Here is a 16,298-nt window from a genome sequence, read left to right as displayed (position 1 = left end):
CGAGGCCTCCGCGGGCGGTGTCTGGCTTGAACGGATAACGCGTGCTTGCATGCTGGAAACGGGACTCTCCCGTGACCGAGGAAGGGGGCGTTCGTGAGGATCGGATCCGTGAAGCGGCCTGAACGTGTTGCTGTGATCGGAGCGGGCGTCCTCGGAGCCGGCGTGGGCTGGAACCTGTCCCGGCACGGTGCCAAGGTGGTCTTCATCGACGCAGGCCGGCCAGGCGAAGGCGTCACCAACTGGTCTTTCTCATGGGTCAACGCCAGCAACAAGACCGCGCGCAAATCCTACTTCGACCTGAACGTCGCCAGCATGGCAGCGTACCGTGAGCTTGCCCGGACCATCGGGCCGGACTCATGGTGGTATCCCCACGGCCACCTGCGCTGGGCGGACGATCCCGCAGCGGAGGCGAAGCTCCTCGAAACAGCTGAACTGCTGGCTGACTGGGACTACCGGGTCGAGGAGTACACGGGGGCCGAGGTACGCCGCCGCTTCGAACCAGCTCTCACGTTGCCCGGCGAGGCGCCAGTCGTGTTCTACCCCGACGAAGCCTGGGTGCACGGACGTCATCTCGTCGGCCGCCTGGTCGGCCAGGCCGTTGCATCCGGCGCCGACCTCCGGTCCGGCACCGAGGTCCGCGGCATCGGTACCGATGCCGATGGGAGCATCCGGACAGTTGCTCTATCCGATGGGAGCTGTCTCGACGTCGACATCGTCGTGAACGCGGCAGGCCCCAGCGCCTCCCACGTCGCCGGGCTCATCGGACGGCACCTGCCGATGCGCCGGGAACCCGGCGTCGTCACGCGGATCGGCTGTGATCAGGTCCCGGTTCACCGGGCCATGCACGCTCCTCACATCGAGATCCGTCCTGACGGAGACGCTTCGGTGGTCCTTCACAGCCGCGAGATCGACGCACTCATCGACACGGGCGAAGACCCGGCGGAACTCGCACGGCTGCTCCACGCATCTGCGCGACACGTCGTTCCCGAGCTCGGAAACTCCCGCATCGCACAGACACGGGTAGCTGACCGGCCCATCCCGGCCGACGGATTCCCCTCGGTGGGAGCAGTGCCCTCCGTGCCGGGCTACTACGAGGCCGTTTCCCACAGCGGCATCACGCTCGGGCCGGTGATCGGGCGGCTGCTTGCCTCGGAGATCCTCAGCGGGAAGAGGGACGAGATGCTCGCGGACTTCCGCCCGGAGCGGTTCCCACTCTGACAGGCCCCGCGATTCGACGCCCCCGCCGGAGCTCGGCGTGACGGCTGATCTGCTCGCGGGGCCAAGATCGGCCGGACGGGTCCTACTAGTTCGCCGGAATGCAGCTGGGCAGTTGGCGTACCAGTGTGATGGCCAGCAATGTCACGGGGCCGCTCTTCGAGTCCGGGATGAACAGCAGGTGGTCTCCCGGGACGATGGCACGGGGCTTGATGTCGCGGGCCCCGTTGCGGTGGAATCCCGACAGCGGCGCCACCTTCAGGAGGCTGCCGTGCGGGCTGTTGGCAGTGTGGCCGGTGGCGGGGCAGGAGGCTGAGGGCGTCATCACCTTCGCGGGGACGCCGGCCTTGTCCAGCGCGGCCTGCAGGCCGGGGGCGCCCCGCAGGTTGAACAGGTGCACGGAGACCACGCCGCCCGGCTTGGACTGCACGGCGTAGTCGGCGTTGACGATGTTCAGGCCGTCAGTGCGCAAGGTGTCCTGCGGGGTCGGCGCGGCCGACGCGCCGAGGCCGGGGCTCGCGGTGCTGCGCGGAGCCGACGCAGCGCGCTCCGCGCTGTGCGAGCCGGACACCTGCGGCAGAGCGACGGCCACAGCGGCGGTCGCTGCGGCTACGCCCACAGTCAGAGCCACCCGGCGGCGGGGCGTGCGGAGCCGGAGCAGGGCCCGGTGGCCCGCTGGGGCGGACAGGGAAGTGGCACGGGCGTTCAGCTCGTCGGCGAGCTGCTGCTTGAAGTGCGTGGGGGCGTTCACTGGGCAGCCTCCAGAAGAGTGTCGTAGGTGGCGGCGTGGGACTGGCCGGCGGTGTGCAGGGCCTTGCGGGCGCGGTGCAGCCGTACGCGGGCGGTGGTCGAGCTGATGCCCAGCGCCTGTGCCGCCTCGCGGGTCGTGAGTCCGTCCAGGGCGACCAGGTCGAGCACCTGACGCAGCGGGTCGGAGAGCGCGGCATGGGCGGAGGCGAGTTGCCGGGCGGCACGGTCGGCGTCGATCCGCGCCTCGATGGCGGTGACGTCCTGGTCGTCCAGCAGCCGCCGCCCGCTGATCCGGGCGACCGCCTGCTGTTCACGTGCGGTGCCGTGGAAGTGGGCGTGGATGACGTTGCGGGATATGCCGTAGAGCCAGGCGATGGGTGCGCCGCGCCGGGCGTCGTAGGTGTGCGCGCCTTCCAGGGCGGCCACGAAGATGTCCGCGGTCAGGTCGGCGGCCAGGTGCGCGTTGTCGACGCGCCTGGTGACGAAGCCGAGCACGGTGTCGAACTGTTGCTCGTAGAACGCGGCGAACCCGGCTGGATCCCGCGCGGGTGGTGATGTCGGATGCTCCGCTGGCACGGACGTCTCCTCAGGACAGGTCAAAGGTGCGATGCCTTACACCCCGTACTAGTCCGCGGCGCGGGAAAGCGTTACATCCGCAGTCCGTCGCTCGCACATCCGCAGTCCGCCGGCCAGCCGAACGCGTGCTTGAACAACAAGTACTTGGCCTCGGTTTTCGTCCCCGTGCGCTGGGCGGGCGCCGCGAGCCAGTGAAACCGATCTCGATCGCGCACAGACCGTCTTGGGTCGGCCACAGTCGTGGGTCCCAGTAGGCCGTGGCGTGGCCCCGACTGCTCGCCCCGATGCTCGGTCCACCTGCGCGTACGGGGCCAGCTTCCCGATAGCAGCGCGGGTGAGTTGAGCGTTGATGTATCCCTCGACCTCGGCCGCGGGGAGTCGGGGGGCGTACGCCGACACCCCGCCTACTCCGCGGCGGAACGCACCGTCTGGCCGGATGCCAACCTTCAGCAGAGGAAACCTACTTGGCGCCGCTCCGCCTGCAACCATTCACCGCACAGGATCGTCACATCAGAGACACACAACCACCCCTTCCGGAGTCCCTGTTGAAGAAGGTCTGCCGCCGTCGCCTGCCTCGCCGCCGTTGCCGTGGTGTCGTTGACCGGCTGCTCGTCCGAAGACACGACGGGCGACGCCGAACCGGCAGCGAGCAGCAGCGCCCCCGCGGCTGACGACGGGATACCGCCGAAGCCGACCGGCGCCGACCGGGACGCCTGTCTCAAGGCGACAGGAGCCGTTGACCCGGCACTCGTCACGGACGAGGAGACGGTCATCGATGCGGGTCGCAATCGGTGCTCATCGCTCAGCGGTGGCCGGAAGAGCCCGGACGAATGTGCCGCTGCCCGGTTCGGGACCGACGCGCACCCGGTCACGATCGCTCAGGGTAAGAAGCTGAACGCTGTTCTGCGGAAGACGCTCTGCCCTGCGTGAGGCGGCCTACGCCGTGAACCGTATGTCACCCGTGGTCCTGCGCGGCCCTGCCATGCCTCGAACAGGGGCTCCCCGCCGGTCGCTCCGTCGCATCGACGCACGGGGCGTTACTCAGACTTCCTCGCCACCCCGGCGAGGTGCACCGAAGGAGATCCGTATGTCCACTCCTGTCAGCGCTGAACTCCGTCCGTACTCCGGGTCCGACCCGGACAAGTACAAGGCCGCGATCACGGTCGTCATCGAGCAGGGGCAGCCGATCTACGGCGACCTGAGCCCGGCCGAGCGCCAGGCCGTCCTCGAAGCCGCCATCGCTGCGATACGCGCCGCGCTGCCGGACCTCCAGGCCCCGGCCACCATCACCACCCAGGACGTCACCACGGCCTGATCAATCGGCGCCCCCGTACCGCGCGTGCGGGGGCGCCCCGTCGTCCCGTGCCACCGGCCGAGGCGATTCGGACATCCGGGATGAGCACCGGACATTGACCGGTGCAGCCCGGCAGGAGCGAACCGGGGCCGATCGGGCCCGCCCTGCCACCGTCTGCTGCTCCGGTTCGTCGCCTGCTGTCTCATCCGAACCGGTCGAGCTGTAGCCGGTCAGGCGTGCGGCGACAGGCCGTCGTCCACGGGGACATTCTGGGCTTCCAGCGTGATGCCGGAGTTCCTGGCCTGCTCAAGGATCAGGGCCGCGAAGTCCTCCTCCACATGCCCTGCCCCGATGGCACTCGCGACGAGCTGAGCGGTGGCGGCGGCGAGCGGCATCGGGACCTCCAGGTCGCGAGCTGCGGACAGCCCCAGATCGAAGTCCTTGCGCAGCAGTGGCATGGTGAATGTCGGCGTGAAGTCCAGGTTGACCATCGCCGGCGACTTGTAGCGGGTGTACGTCGAGCCCAGCACGGAGCCGTTGAGGAACTCCAGGAAAGCGGCACGGCTGACACCGCCCTTCTCCGCGAGGACGGTGATCTCGGCGAGCGACTGGGTGACGACACCGAGGAAGACGTTGTGCGCGATCTTGACGAGACGGGCGACTTCGTCCTCGCCGACGTAGGTCACCCCACGCCCCAGTAGCGCCAGCAACGGCTCGACCTGGTCGAATACCTCGTGCGAGCCGGAGACCGCGATGGTCAACTTGCCTGCGGCGATCACCTGCGGATTCCCACTTACCGGGGCGGCCAGGAAGTCGGTACCACGCTCGGCGGCTGCGGCGCGGATCAGCGCGGATGTCTGGGTGGATACCGTGGAGCTGTCGACCAGCGCCTTCGGCGCGGCGTCCGGTGAGGTCAGCACGCCGCCAGGGCTCGTGGTGACCGCCTGCAGGTCGGGCGAGGCCGAGACCATGGTGAAGACGACGTCACGGTCGGCCAGATCGGCGGGCCGGTCGACGATCGCGGCTCCCCGTTCAGCCAGCGGTTCGGCCTTGGTGCGGGTCCTGTTGTAGACGGCTACGTCGTGCCCCGCGTCCAGCAGACGGGCGGCGAGCTGGAAGCCCATGCGACCGGTACCGATCCAGCCGATGCGCGGGTGATCCTGGGCGGTGTACGTCATTTCTGTACCTCGATCCTGGAAGACGGCTCGACCTGTGTGGCCCCGCAGCTTGCAGCCGGGACCGCGGCATGAGACCGAGTACCGCGAGCACGTGCCAGACAGCCTTCAGCGGTCAGCGGTTCCCCAGCGATTATCGCTGCACTAGTCGGATCCGTCGCGGCGTCGATGGCCTCCAGCACGCGGAACCCCTCGATGGAACCGGTCGACCGAACGCCCGAAGCCGGGTATATCCGCAGCAGCCGTGAGCGGCAGAACGCTGAAGGCCGCACCCGGCGCGCCCCTCCGGGAGGGCCGACCGTACGAAGCGCTCGCCAGGTCCCGCAGAAGAACGGAGGTAACTTTGACCGAGGTCGCTTGCTGCCGGTCCTCCGGCCGGGCAAGAGCGCTCTCTTCGAGCGCGGCGGCAGCCTCTCCGTCTGATCGTGGCGGTGCCCCGGACCCGTCGATTCGGGTCCGGGGCACCGGTGTTCGCGCACCTGGTGTGCGCGAACACCGTGCTCAGTCGAGGGGACCGGAGGCCCGGACGATCCGGGCGACGATCTCCTCGGCGATTGCCTCGACGTCGGCGTCGACCACGAGGTCGACGTTGCCGTTCGGGTCGGCGGTGAAGACGGTCAGGCCGTCGTCGGTGATCTCCACCGTGCCGCGCTCGGTGGTGTACAGGTCCGGGCGCAGCAGGGAGAGTGCGGTGATCGGGTCGTGCGGAACGCTCCACGGCTCGCCGGTGAAGCCCGTCCAGCCGTCGATCTCGCGGGCGAGCGCTTCGCCGTACGCGCCGGCTCCGCGGATCGTTTCGATGCCTGCCGACTCGATACGCAGCCGAGTGGTGATCTCGAGGCCGGTCACCACGGTGCGGATCCCGGAGCCGAAGACGACGCGGGCCGCAGTGATGTCACTGACGATGTTGTGCTCGGGCCGGGCATCGGGGCCGAAGCTGCCGCCCATCAGGTAGAGGCCGCGTACGCCTGCAGCGAAGCGGTCGTCGAGACGGATCGCGCGGGCGATGTTGGCGAGCGGCGCGATGCCGATGACGTCGATCTCGCCGGGCCTGGCGAGTACCGAGTCGACCAGGAAGCGGTCGGCGGCGGTGTCCTCGCGCACCGGTTCGCGCTCCAGGTCGGTGAAGGCCTTGCCCTCGTGCCCGGCCCACCACACGTCCTTGCCCGACAGGGTGTCCTTCGCGCCGGGTACGACGGTGAGGTCACGTCCGGCGAGGGTGCCGAGCCGGTGGGTGAGCCTGGCCCTGAGCAGGGTGTCGCCGTAGACGGTGGTGACACCGGTGATACGGGCCTCGGGCGAGCCGAGGAGAACGCCGAGTGCCAGTGCGTCGTCCACGTCGCTGCCGATGTCGGTGTCGAGGAGGACGTCGGCGGTGATGCCCTCGGGTACTGCGGCAAGGGGATGATTCACGGTGTTCCTCGGGTGGTTGCGGATAGGGAGAGAAGGCCTGGGCCCCTCACCGGCTGGTCACTTCAGACCGCTGCCCGCGATGGACTGCGTGAAGTACCGCTGCAGGCGCAGCAGGACGACGAGCGGGATGGCGGTCAGTACGACGGCTGCGGCGAAGACCTGGCCGTAGTCGACGACCATCTGGCCCTGGAGGGTGCCCAGCGCGATCGGCCCGAGCTGCTTGGAGGGTTCGGTGCCGACGAGCAGCGGCCACATGTAGGACTGCCACTGGAAGGTGAACAGGGTCAGTCCGGCGCCGATGAGAGCGGGCCTGGACAGCGGCAGATAGATCTTCCAGAAGATCCCCCACCAGCTGAGGCCGTCCATCTTGGCGGCTTCCACGAGTTCACGCGGGACAGCCAGGAAGAACTGGCGCAGCAGGAAGATGGCCAGACCGTTGCCGATGCCGGGCAGGATCAACCCCGTGTAGGTGTTCTGCAGACCCCAGTCGCGGAAGACGTCCGAGAGCGGAATGGCGATGGCATCGAACGGGATCATGAAGCTGAGCAGGATCACGCCGAAGACCACACCGCGCCCGCGGAACTGGAACACCGAGAGGCCGAAGGCGGCCATCGCGGAGAGCAGCAGGCCGAGCAGCACGGTGGCCACGGCGACGCCGACCGAGTTGAGGACGGAGCGCCCGAAGTCGCCCTGGAACAGCACCACGTAGTTGTGCAGGGTGGCATCGGTCGGGATCAGTGTGCGCCAGGAGACCTGGTCGAGCCCGGCCAGTACCTTGTCGCCGGGGCGCAGCGATCCGGTGAGCACCCACAGCAGAGGCAGCGCGAACAGCACACCGATGACGACAGCGGTGAGCAGCGGCATGTGCCGGAGCGGTGAGAGGCGGTGCGGGGGAGCGGTGGGTGGCGCCGGGGCTTCCCCGGACGGCGAGTTCGTGGTCTTCACTGGGTCACTCCTCGCCCTTGCCCTGCATCATCCGGAACTGGACGGCGACGACCGCGAGCGTGATGGCGACCAGCACCACCACCTCGGCCTGGGCGTAGTTGATGTCGCCGACGCTGTAGGCGCGGCGGAACACGTCGTACATCATGAGATTGGTGGAGCCTTCGGGGCCGCCGCCGGTGAGCAGTTGCACGGGCGCGAACACCAGGAAGTTGGAGACGGTGTCGGCGACCAGGACGAACGCGAGCGGGCGGCGCAGCAGGGGCAGAGTGACGTGGACGAAGCGTTGCCAGGAGGAGGCGCCGTCGACCGCCGCGGCGTCGTAGCACTCCTGAGGGATGTCCTGGAGACCGGCGATGAGGAACATCATCCAGTAGCCGACGCCGACCCAGGACATCACCACGATCAGGGCGAAGAGGGCCTGCTGCGAGCTGGTGAGGAAGGGCTGCGGCCCGATTCCCATCGTGCCCAGGATCGCGTTGACCGGTCCCTCGGGGCGGTACAGGATGCCCCAGATGACGGCGGACACCGCGGGTGGCACCGCGATCGGTACGAAGACCAGCGAACGCCAGAACCGGACGCCCGCGAACTTGCGGTTGAGCAGGACCGCGAGGCCGAGTGCCACCAGTACCTGGAGCGGATTGATGATCAGGCTGAACAGCAGCGTCACCCGGACGCTGTGCCAGAACTGGGTGTCGGAGAACAGATCGGCGTAGTTACCGAGGCCGACGAAGGTGGTGCGGCCGTCGAGCAGGCTGTGGTGGCGCAGGCTGCTGACGATCGCCATCGCGGCGGGCAGCAGACGCAGCACGAGCAGGGCGAGCAGCGCGGGCGCGAGGAACCAGAAGGCGGTCCTGCCCTGCGAGGAACGGTTCCTGCGCGAGGCGGTCCTGGTACGCAGGGGTGGTGTGGGTGTGGTCATCGCAGGCGCTCCCAGGTACGCACCAGTTCACCGGAGGCCTTCGCCAGCCGGGGTTCCACGTCGGAACCGTTGCGGATGTCGGAGAACGCGGAGCCCATGACGGACTCGAACTGGGTGTAGCCGATACTGCGCGGCCTGCTGACGGCCGTGTGCGCGAGTTCGTACCGCATGATCTCGGCCACTCCCTCGGTGCTCCTGGTGGAGTCGTCCGCCAGCTGCGCCGCATAGCGTCCGAAGGCCGCGCGGTTGGACGGGATGAGGGGGGACGCCGCGACGGTTGCGAGGCTGCCCTCGGTGGTCAGGGCGGCGTACTCGATGAACTGCCGTGCTGCGTCAGGGTGTTGCGCGTACGGGCTCACGCCCCAGGACCAGGAGTCGGTCGGCGTGACGGCACGGCCGTGGGCGAACATCGGCTGCGGTGCGGTGCCCCAGGTGAAGTCCTTGAGCGAGGCGAACGCGCCGAGGTTCCAGGGGCCGCCGACGAAGAACGGCACCCGGCCCGAGGTGAAGAGCGAGGAGAGCTGGGTCGACGGCATGCCACGCGGGGACGAACCGTCGGCGAAGAGTGTGCGGTACCAGGTGAGGGCGTCGATCCAGCCCTGGGTGGTGACCGCGGGCGTGAGCATGTCGCCGCCGGTGATGCCGGATCCGCCGTGGAGCGACTCCACCAGCGGCTGCAACCCGTAATAGAGATCGGTCTGTTCCAGCAGCAGGGCGTAGTCGGCGCCCGCCCGCGTCATCGCCCGGCGGCCCGCGGCCTTGGTCTGCTCCCAGCTCCATCGGTCCTTCGGCACAGATCCGGGGCGGGCGATCCCGGCCTTGTCCAGCAGGTCCGCGTTGTAGAAGAGGTACTGCGTGGACGTCCAGACCGGCAGTGAGCGCAGCCGGCCCTCCCAGGAGCTGACGTCGTACTGCTCCGGCGTGACGAGCGGCCTGGCGCGGTCCGCGATGTCCGTGAGGTCGGTGAGGAAGCCGCGGGCGGTCAGCGCGGGGACCCGCGGCTGGTCGACGCAGTACACGTCGATCGCGTTGTCCTTCGCGGAGAGCCGCAGCTGGAGCGAATCGTTGAGCTGGTCGGGCGGGACCGGGGTGTACGCGATCCGCAGCCCGGGACGGGCGAGTTCGAAGCCGCGGATCACCGGTGCGAAGGTCTCGGCGGCCTCCGGCCCGAGGAACTGTACGGTCGTCGCGCCGTCGGGCGGCCGGCCGCCCGAGCACCCGGCCAGCGCGGCGGCCGAGACCGTTCCGAGTGCCGCGCCGAGCAGGCTTCTGCGGCTGAGAGGGCGCGTCATGCGGCCCTCTTGCGTACGATAGACAACGCGATCTCCAAATCGTTTTGCACAACCTGGCTCCGCCCCGGTGCGGCGCAACAGGAAGCACGATACAAAACGTTTTGCATTATGGATAGAGTGACGTCGAACACCAGGGGAACAGCGGGAGGTCGATGTGAGCGGCGGCGGCCGGATCAAGATCAACGACGTGGCGTCCGCGGCGGGCGTCAGTGTCACGACGGTCTCCCATGTGCTCAGCGGTCGCCGCCCGGTGTCGGCCGCGACCCGTGCCCGTGTCGAGGACGTCATAGAACGGCTGGGCTACCAGGCGGACCCTTCGGCACGCGGACTGCGCACCCAGCGCACGCACACCCTGGGCCTGGTCGTCCCCGACATCACGAACCCGTTCAACACGGCCATCGCCGCGGGTATGCAGGAGATCGCACTGGCCCACGACTACCTCACCGTCGTCTGCGAGGCGCCGATGGACGGCCCGCATCTGCCCGCGGTGATCCGTCAACTCGTCGCACGCCGCATCGACGGCATCGTGGTCGGACGATACGGCGCCACCCATAGCGACCTCGAACGCATCGTGACGTCAGGATCGAAACTCGTACGCCTTGGCGGCCACCTCGAACCGGGCCTCGGCGATGTGGTGCGGGCCGCCGAGACCGAGGGCATGTGCGACCTGGTGAACCATCTGGTGGGGCGCGGATACGGCCGTATCGCCTTCATCGGCGGTGCTCCCGGGGTGGAACCGGGTCAGGAACGCTTCCTCGGCTACCGGCAGGCGCTGGAGACGGCGGGGCTGCCCGTGGCCGACGAACTCGTCGCCTGGACCGGCTTCACGCGCGAGGGTGGGCGCCTCGGCGCACGGACCGTCCTGAACGCCCGCACGCCCCCCGACGCCGTGGTGTGCGCCAACGATCTGATCGCCATCGGCGCACTCGACACCGCACGGGCCGCGGGATACCGGGTGCCCGACGATGTGGCGATCACCGGGTACGACGACATCGAGGCGGCGTCACTCGTCTCACCCGCGCTGACCACCGTGCTCAACCCGGCCCGTGAGATCGGCAGTTCGGCTGCCCGGCTGCTCCTTGACCGGCTGGACGAGACCTCGCCCGGCACGGCCAGGGAAATCGTGCTGGCGCACCGCTTGATGCCGAGGGAGTCGGCGTGACGGACGGCCCGGCCCCGGACTCGTGTTGCGCGCCGATGCGAGGTCAGCGCCACTGAGTGTGCCCATGGGGCCGCCCTCGGGTCGCCGTGCCGAGACCCGCACCTTCAGTTCGCGAGCCGTCTACCTCCGCCTACCGCGTGGTGCGCCAGGTGTTCTGTCCGGCAGGGACGCACCAGGGGCACCCCTGGTGCGTCCCTGACTCGCCCCGGAACGGCCCCTGACAACGGCACCGGGCGGCCGACAGCGCACCTAGGGTGCTCAAGGAGTCCCGGCCGGGTCTGCGCATTTCTTGAAGCACGTCTCTCGCTCCCCGTCTCGTCAGGAGGACGATTCATGCTGTTCAAAGGCAGGTCCGTGTTACGGCGCGCCGCTGTGCGCGGCACGGCGATGGCTGCGGGAACCGCCATTGCCGCCGTCGCCGGTTTCGCCGCCGCACCCCTCGTGAACGCGGCCCCGGTGACCGCGAAGGCCCTGCAGTGGGCTCCGTGCGACGACCCGGACCACCCGGGCGCCGAGTGCGCCACCCTCACGGTGCCGATCGACTGGGCCCGCCCGGACGGGCCGACGTTCGGCCTGGCCGTGGCCCGCCGTCAGGCCACCGACCCCGGTGCACGCGTCGGCTCGATGGTGTTCGGTCCCGGGGGCCCGGGCGACTCCGGCGTGGAGCGGGTGGTGACCGGCATCAGCCATTTCAGTTCCGGGATCCGGCGCAGGTTCGACATCGTCAGCTTCGACCCGCGCGGCGTGGGCCGCAGCAACCCGGTGACCTGCTCCGGCGACCTGCTCGCCCGACGGCCGTCATCAGAGTGGGCGAGCCAAGCGGACTTCGACGCCACCCTCGTCTACAACAAGCAGCTCCGCGCCGACTGCCGGGCACGCACCGGCCCGGTGTTCGACCACCTGGACACCGCCCAGACGGTCCAGGATCTGGACGCCCTGCGGGCCGCCCTCGGCGAGGCCGCACTGACCTTCCACGGCAGCTCGTACGGCACACTGCTCGGAGCGGAGTACGCCGAGACCTATCCGCACCGGGTCCGGGCGATGGTGCTGGAGAGCGTGATGGACCACAGCGTCTCCACCACCCGTGAGTTCCTGCGGTCCGAGGCGACCGCCGCCCAGGACTCCTTCGACGAGTTCGTGAAATGGTGCACCCGCGAGTCCACCTGCGCACTGCACGGTCGCGACGTCCGCGCGGTCTGGCAGGGGCTGTTGACCTGGGCCCGACGCGGTGAGCTGGAGAACCCCGACAAGCCGGGAACCCCTCTCTCGTCAGCGGACCTGGTCAACAGGGAAGCCTTCAAGAAGTTCTACGACGCCGACTACGCAGGCCTGGCAAGGACCATCGCCGGAATGGCATCGAGCAGCCCGCTCCCCGCCTCGCACCCCTCGATGTCGCCGCTGCCGCCGGCGACCCCCGTCTTCTGCGCGGACTGGCACCTGCCGGTGCACGACTACCAGGAATACTCCTCACTCGTCGGCGTGATGAACAGGACCGCACCCGACCTGCCCTCCCTGCTGCCGATCCGGATGACAGCGGCGTGCCTGGGCGCACCGACCGCCAACCCGCAGCACCAGCTGGATGCCCACGGCGCCCCGCCGATCCTGGTGTCCAACGCACTCCACGACCCTGCCACCGGCTACCCGTGGGCGGTCTCGGTGGCCCGGCAACTCGGCCGCAGCGGCGCCCTCCTCACCTACGAGGGCCAGGGGCACGGCAGCGTCACCAGCGGCCCCTGCATGGAGCACGCCGTCGACGACTACCTGACCGACCTGGCGGTGCCACCACGCGGCACCAGCTGCCCGGCCGTGCCGTCCTGAGCGGGCCGGCCTCCTGACGATCCTGGTGGACGGCGCCGACCGGGGGCCAGGACGTCGGGACCATTAGGGTCAGGCGGATGAGTGATCTTCAGCCCGTCGTATGGCTACTTACCGGCATGCCCGGCTCGGGAAAGACCACCTTCGCGAAGGCGTTGGCGCGAGGCGGTGTCGTCCGTCTGTCGGTGGATGACCAGATGACGGCCCGGCACGGACGGATCGGCAAGGACCACCCCGAGCGCGAACACCTCGCGCTTCAGGCTCCCGTGATCGAGGACGTCCGGCGACAACTCGTCGCACTCCTGCGGGAGGGGCGTTCGGTAGTGCTGGATCACGGCCTGGGCACCCGCGCGGTCCGGGACGACTACAAGCAGTTGGTCACGGAGCACGGCGCCAGGTGGCGGCTCGTCCACTTCCAGGCTGATCACGACGAGTTGTTGCGGAGACTGGCCAAGCGGAACAACGAGCAGGAGCATGGCGTGATTTCGCCGGAGACGCTGGCCTGGATCGCCGAGCACTCCGAAGCCCCTGTGGGTGAGGGCGAAGAACCCCCAGTACTTCCCAATTCAGCCTGACGGTCCGTCGGACCCGGACAGTTCCGCGGCGGTCAGCAGGGCAATGGTCGCGCGTCCGAGTCCGCCGCGCTGTCCGGAGCTGCCGGATCGTCGGGAGTCAGGGAATGGATGCGTGGTATCGGCGAGGGCAGCAGCCAGAGCAGCGACAGTGCTCCGCCGACGGCAGCGATGAGGAGGGTCGCCCGGAGGCCGACGAGGGTGGCGAGGAGGCCGCCGAGGACGGCGCCCGCCGGGCGTGAGCCGTAATTGATCGTGCTGTACGCGCCGGCGACACGGCTGCGCATGCCGTCGGGGATCACGTCCGCCTGAAGGGAGTTGAGGTTGACGTCGAACAGCATGACGCCGACGCCGGAGAGGAACTCGGTCACGGCAAGGGCTCCGGCGCGGGTCCAGAGGGGGCCACCGGCAAGAGCGGCGATGGCGATCGGCGCCGGGAACAACACCGCGCCCACGACGATGCTGCGGCCCAAGCCGAGCGTTCGCGAGATCCTCGGGGCGATCACCGCGCCGAGGAGCGAGCCGGTGGCGCCGATCCCGAATGCCGTGCCGATGGCTCCCGCGGTCAGTCCGAGGTTCCGGCTGGCGAACAGCACGATCAGTCCGCTGCCCCCGATGAAGGTGAAGAAGTTGACGGTCGCCGCGCACCCGAGGCTCGCCCGCAGTACCGGGTGACGGACGACGAACACCAGTCCCTCCCTGGCACGCCGCAGCAGTGGTGGTGTCGCCTGGGCGGGGGCGGCCGGCGATTCGTGGGTCGAAACCCGGCCGACCAGAATCGCGGACGCCAGGAACGTCAGGGCGTCGACGACGACGGCGACGGGAGCGGTCAACGCCTGGACCAGCACGCCACCGATCGCCGGGCCGACGACGTATGACGCGGAACGGCTGGCACTGAGCTTGCTGTTCGCGTCGACGTAGGACGACCGGGGCACCAGGTGGGTGAAGAACGGCGGGTAGGCGGTGTTGAACAGCACCCCTGCGGCGCCGGTCAGCAACGCCACGGCGTACAGCTGGCTCAGGCTCACCGCCCCCAGCAGATAGGCGGCGGGGAGGGAGAGCAGTACTGCGGCGCGCACCAGGTCGGCGAGAACCATCAGGCGCCGTTTGTGGACGCGGTGGTCGACCCAGGCGCCGAGGACGATCGCGAGCAGGTTCGGAGTCCAGATGAGTGCGGTCAGCCACGCCACCTGGTTGGCCGAAGCGCGCAGCGCCCCCACCGCGATCAGTGGCAGGGCCAGTTCGGTGATCCGGTCGCCGAACTGCGAGATCGACTGGCCGGCCCAGAAACGGCGGAACCGCTGATCGCGCCAGAGCGATATGACTACGGGCTGGTCTGCAGCGTTCATGACGTCCCGCCCGTCCGATCCTCCGCACCCTCGGGCAGGGCGTACCGCAGCAGCCGGACGCCACGTCCGTCGGCCGGACGCGCGGCCTCGTCGCGTGTCACGTAGGGCGCGAGAATGCACTGGATCGCGTCCTCGATGGCGGCGAGTTCGTCGGCGGACACGACGACGCGGGTGTTGGCCAGCCCCGCAAGCCGCTGCCACGCCGGTTCGAGCTCGGGCTCGACCTCGGCAGCCCACCGGTTCGGCAGGTCTCCGGAACGCAGGAACATCTCCCGGGACAGCACCCGCGCGGCCGACCTGCCCTCCTCGTCGTCCGGGTCCTCCGGTACCTCGAACCGGAAGCCGCGCGCCACCGCCTCCCAGCGCCGCTGGCGACGGTCCGGGGCGGGCTCGGCATCGCGGACCAGGCCGAAGCCCGCCAGGTGCCGCAGATGCCAGCTGGTCACTGACGGGGTCGCTCCCACGTCGGGCGCGAGTTGCGTCGCCGTCGCCGGCCCGTGCCGCTGAAGGCGTTCGAGGATCGCCAGCCGCACCGGGTGCGCCAGCGCCCGCATCGCCTGCGGATCAGTGATCTCGATATCGCCCAGACGATTACCAGAGTCCATGATGTGAGAGGTTCCTCTCACATATTGCGAGAGTCAAGCCTCAGAGGGCGGTACGTGACCTGATGTCCGGTTCGGTTTCGCCGTGCGACTGTGGGAACTCTCAGCCGGTCGACGGGCTCGGCCGTGCTGGAGTGGCGGGGTGAGCGACCGCAAGCCCTGCAAGACACCCAGAGTCTGCATGCCGCAGCGGGGGTACCCGCGCCCACGACCGGGCGGGACGCGGCCAAGAAGGTGCCGGGTCGCAAGCGGGGGCTGGCCGTTGACGTGCTGGGCCTGGTGGTCGCCGTGGTGGTGCTGGCCGCTTCCGTGCACGACAACGCCTTCGGTACCGCGTTGCTGGACAAGGTCGCCGCGGGGACCTCCACGGTGACGGAGGCGCTGGTGGACCAGGGGTTCAAGAAGACCGGCTCACCGGCGAGCACAGCTATACGCTGGTCTTCCCCGTCGGCGCTCTCCCTCCGGTGAAGGGCTTCTGGTCGGTGACGCTCTACAACGAGCACCACTTCTTCCACCGCAACGAGCTGCACCGCTACTCGCTCGGCACCAAGAACACCGGCCTGCGCACGGGCGCCGACGGCTCCCTGGCACTCCACTTCGGCCCCCCCGCCCGCCCGCCGACGAAGACCTGCCCAATTGGCTGCCCGCCCCCACCGGACCGTTCGCGCTCTACCTGCGTGCCTACTGGCCCGAACCGGCAGCCCTCGACGGCACCTGGCGTCCCCCTGCGGTCATCAAGGTCACGCGCTGACGCCCGGGACCGGCCGATGCCAAGAGAGCTGTCCCTTCTCGCGAGGATCGGACAAAGGACAGACTGGGCGCTACGGAAGGCCGTGAGCCACTGCTTCCGCTCGCGCGTCAGCATGACGATGCCACAACTCCCAGCTTCCTGCTGTGCTCCATGCGGCCCGTACGGCGGGATGGAAGTTGACCCTGTTCAGACACGCGATCGGCCTGACCCGCGAACGGACGGGATGTCGCACATCCCGCTCGAAGTCCGGCACCCACTGCGCGGCGCGCCGCTGGGCGAGGAGTCCGGCCGGAGCCCCGGGTGCGGGGGCGTACGGCGTGACGAGGACGTGGCCCGCCTCTCACCGTTTGTACGGCACCACATCAACATGCTCGGCCGGTACTCCTTCCAACTGCCTGACCTGCCCGGCGGCCTGCGACCCCTGAGTGACCCGGGCACTCCTGATGAGGAATGACCGTGTGGACATCG

Annotated in this window: 15 protein-coding genes and 3 pseudogenes; 8 read left to right on the top strand and 10 right to left on the bottom strand. The window is 69.3% G+C overall.

Features of this window, described 5'->3' with window-relative positions; genetic code table 11:
* Window positions 1-93: 93 nt before the first annotated feature.
* Window positions 94-1,218, top strand: a complete 1,125-nt coding sequence (locus tag NBY69_RS15200; RefSeq protein WP_284348175.1) for an FAD-dependent oxidoreductase — start codon at window positions 94-96, stop codon at window positions 1,216-1,218.
* Between the two features lie 85 nt (window positions 1,219-1,303).
* Here NBY69_RS15200 and NBY69_RS15195 read toward each other — a convergent pair whose 3' ends face one another.
* From NBY69_RS15195 to NBY69_RS15185, 3 genes and pseudogenes are all read right to left on the bottom strand, one after another.
* On the bottom strand, window positions 1,304-1,966 hold the full coding sequence (locus tag NBY69_RS15195) for a hypothetical protein (RefSeq protein ID WP_250301436.1): 663 nt from the start codon (window positions 1,964-1,966) through the stop codon (window positions 1,304-1,306).
* The gene (locus NBY69_RS15190; RefSeq protein WP_250301435.1) at window positions 1,963-2,541 is read right to left on the bottom strand and encodes an RNA polymerase sigma factor; all 579 of its coding nucleotides are present in this window, start codon (window positions 2,539-2,541) and stop codon (window positions 1,963-1,965) included. Before NBY69_RS15190 ends, NBY69_RS15195 begins: the two co-directional genes overlap by 4 nt.
* A gap of 119 nt (window positions 2,542-2,660) precedes the next feature.
* Window positions 2,661-2,907, bottom strand: a pseudogene (locus NBY69_RS15185) (GNAT family N-acetyltransferase); the annotation flags it as partial.
* 721 nt (window positions 2,908-3,628) lie between these two features.
* Between NBY69_RS15185 and NBY69_RS15180 the strand changes: the two are divergent.
* The gene (locus NBY69_RS15180; protein WP_250301434.1) at window positions 3,629-3,856 is read left to right on the top strand and encodes a hypothetical protein; all 228 of its coding nucleotides are present in this window, start codon (window positions 3,629-3,631) and stop codon (window positions 3,854-3,856) included.
* 209 nt (window positions 3,857-4,065) lie between these two features.
* Here NBY69_RS15180 and NBY69_RS15175 read toward each other — a convergent pair whose 3' ends face one another.
* From NBY69_RS15175 to NBY69_RS15155, 5 genes are all read right to left on the bottom strand, one after another.
* Window positions 4,066-5,013: an NAD(P)-dependent oxidoreductase gene (locus tag NBY69_RS15175; protein WP_250301433.1), complete on the bottom strand. Its 948-nt coding sequence runs from the start codon at window positions 5,011-5,013 to the stop codon at window positions 4,066-4,068.
* 498 nt (window positions 5,014-5,511) lie between these two features.
* Window positions 5,512-6,423 carry a nucleoside hydrolase gene (locus NBY69_RS15170; protein WP_250301432.1) on the bottom strand — a complete coding sequence of 304 codons (912 nt, stop codon included), beginning with the start codon at window positions 6,421-6,423 and terminating at the stop codon, window positions 5,512-5,514.
* Window positions 6,424-6,480: 57 nt separating this feature from the next.
* Window positions 6,481-7,368: a carbohydrate ABC transporter permease gene (locus NBY69_RS15165; protein ID WP_250301431.1), complete on the bottom strand. Its 888-nt coding sequence runs from the start codon at window positions 7,366-7,368 to the stop codon at window positions 6,481-6,483.
* 4 nt (window positions 7,369-7,372) lie between these two features.
* Window positions 7,373-8,287, bottom strand: a complete 915-nt coding sequence (locus NBY69_RS15160; RefSeq protein WP_250301430.1) for a carbohydrate ABC transporter permease — start codon at window positions 8,285-8,287, stop codon at window positions 7,373-7,375.
* A complete protein-coding gene (locus NBY69_RS15155) occupies window positions 8,284-9,579 on the bottom strand; it encodes an extracellular solute-binding protein (RefSeq protein WP_250301429.1) in 1,296 nt (431 codons plus the stop codon). The genes NBY69_RS15160 and NBY69_RS15155 overlap by 4 nt, the downstream gene beginning before the upstream one ends.
* A gap of 154 nt (window positions 9,580-9,733) precedes the next feature.
* On the opposite strand from NBY69_RS15155, the gene NBY69_RS15150 reads away from it, so the two are divergent.
* The 3 genes from NBY69_RS15150 (at window position 9,734) to NBY69_RS15140 (ending at window position 13,131) form a co-directional block, all read left to right on the top strand.
* Window positions 9,734-10,741 (top strand): LacI family DNA-binding transcriptional regulator, encoded by a 1,008-nt coding sequence (locus NBY69_RS15150; RefSeq protein WP_250301428.1) that lies wholly within the window; start codon window positions 9,734-9,736, stop codon window positions 10,739-10,741.
* 387 nt (window positions 10,742-11,128) lie between these two features.
* Entirely contained in the window at window positions 11,129-12,559 is a 1,431-nt protein-coding gene (locus NBY69_RS15145; RefSeq protein WP_374211283.1) for an alpha/beta hydrolase, read from the top strand.
* 77 nt (window positions 12,560-12,636) lie between these two features.
* A complete protein-coding gene (locus tag NBY69_RS15140) occupies window positions 12,637-13,131 on the top strand; it encodes an ATP-binding protein (RefSeq protein ID WP_250301426.1) in 495 nt (164 codons plus the stop codon).
* Window positions 13,132-13,163: 32 nt separating this feature from the next.
* On the opposite strand, the gene NBY69_RS15135 is transcribed toward NBY69_RS15140, so the two are convergent.
* Both NBY69_RS15135 and NBY69_RS15130 read right to left on the bottom strand, forming a co-directional pair.
* Complete coding sequence (locus tag NBY69_RS15135; RefSeq protein WP_250301425.1) at window positions 13,164-14,477, bottom strand: MFS transporter; 1,314 nt, start codon at window positions 14,475-14,477, stop codon at window positions 13,164-13,166.
* Complete coding sequence (locus NBY69_RS15130; RefSeq protein WP_250301424.1) at window positions 14,474-15,082, bottom strand: helix-turn-helix transcriptional regulator; 609 nt, start codon at window positions 15,080-15,082, stop codon at window positions 14,474-14,476. The genes NBY69_RS15135 and NBY69_RS15130 overlap by 4 nt, the downstream gene beginning before the upstream one ends.
* 162 nt (window positions 15,083-15,244) lie before the next feature.
* Between NBY69_RS15130 and NBY69_RS37360 the strand changes: the two are divergent.
* From NBY69_RS37360 to NBY69_RS15115, 3 genes and pseudogenes are all read left to right on the top strand, one after another.
* Window positions 15,245-15,481: pseudogene (locus tag NBY69_RS37360) on the top strand (transposase); the annotation flags it as partial.
* 32 nt (window positions 15,482-15,513) lie between these two features.
* A pseudogene (locus tag NBY69_RS15120) lies at window positions 15,514-15,636 on the top strand (DUF1214 domain-containing protein); the annotation flags it as partial.
* A gap of 417 nt (window positions 15,637-16,053) precedes the next feature.
* Window positions 16,054-16,284 (top strand): transposase, encoded by a 231-nt coding sequence (locus tag NBY69_RS15115; protein WP_250301423.1) that lies wholly within the window; start codon window positions 16,054-16,056, stop codon window positions 16,282-16,284.
* The last annotated feature ends 14 nt before the right edge of the window (window positions 16,285-16,298 follow it).

This window comes from Streptomyces sp. A 4/2, from assembly GCF_940670765.1.
In the GTDB taxonomy this organism is placed as follows: Bacteria; Actinomycetota; Actinomycetes; order Streptomycetales; family Streptomycetaceae; genus Streptomyces.
Note: the sequence above shows the minus strand (reverse complement) of the source record. Positions and strands in the feature narration are given on the sequence as shown.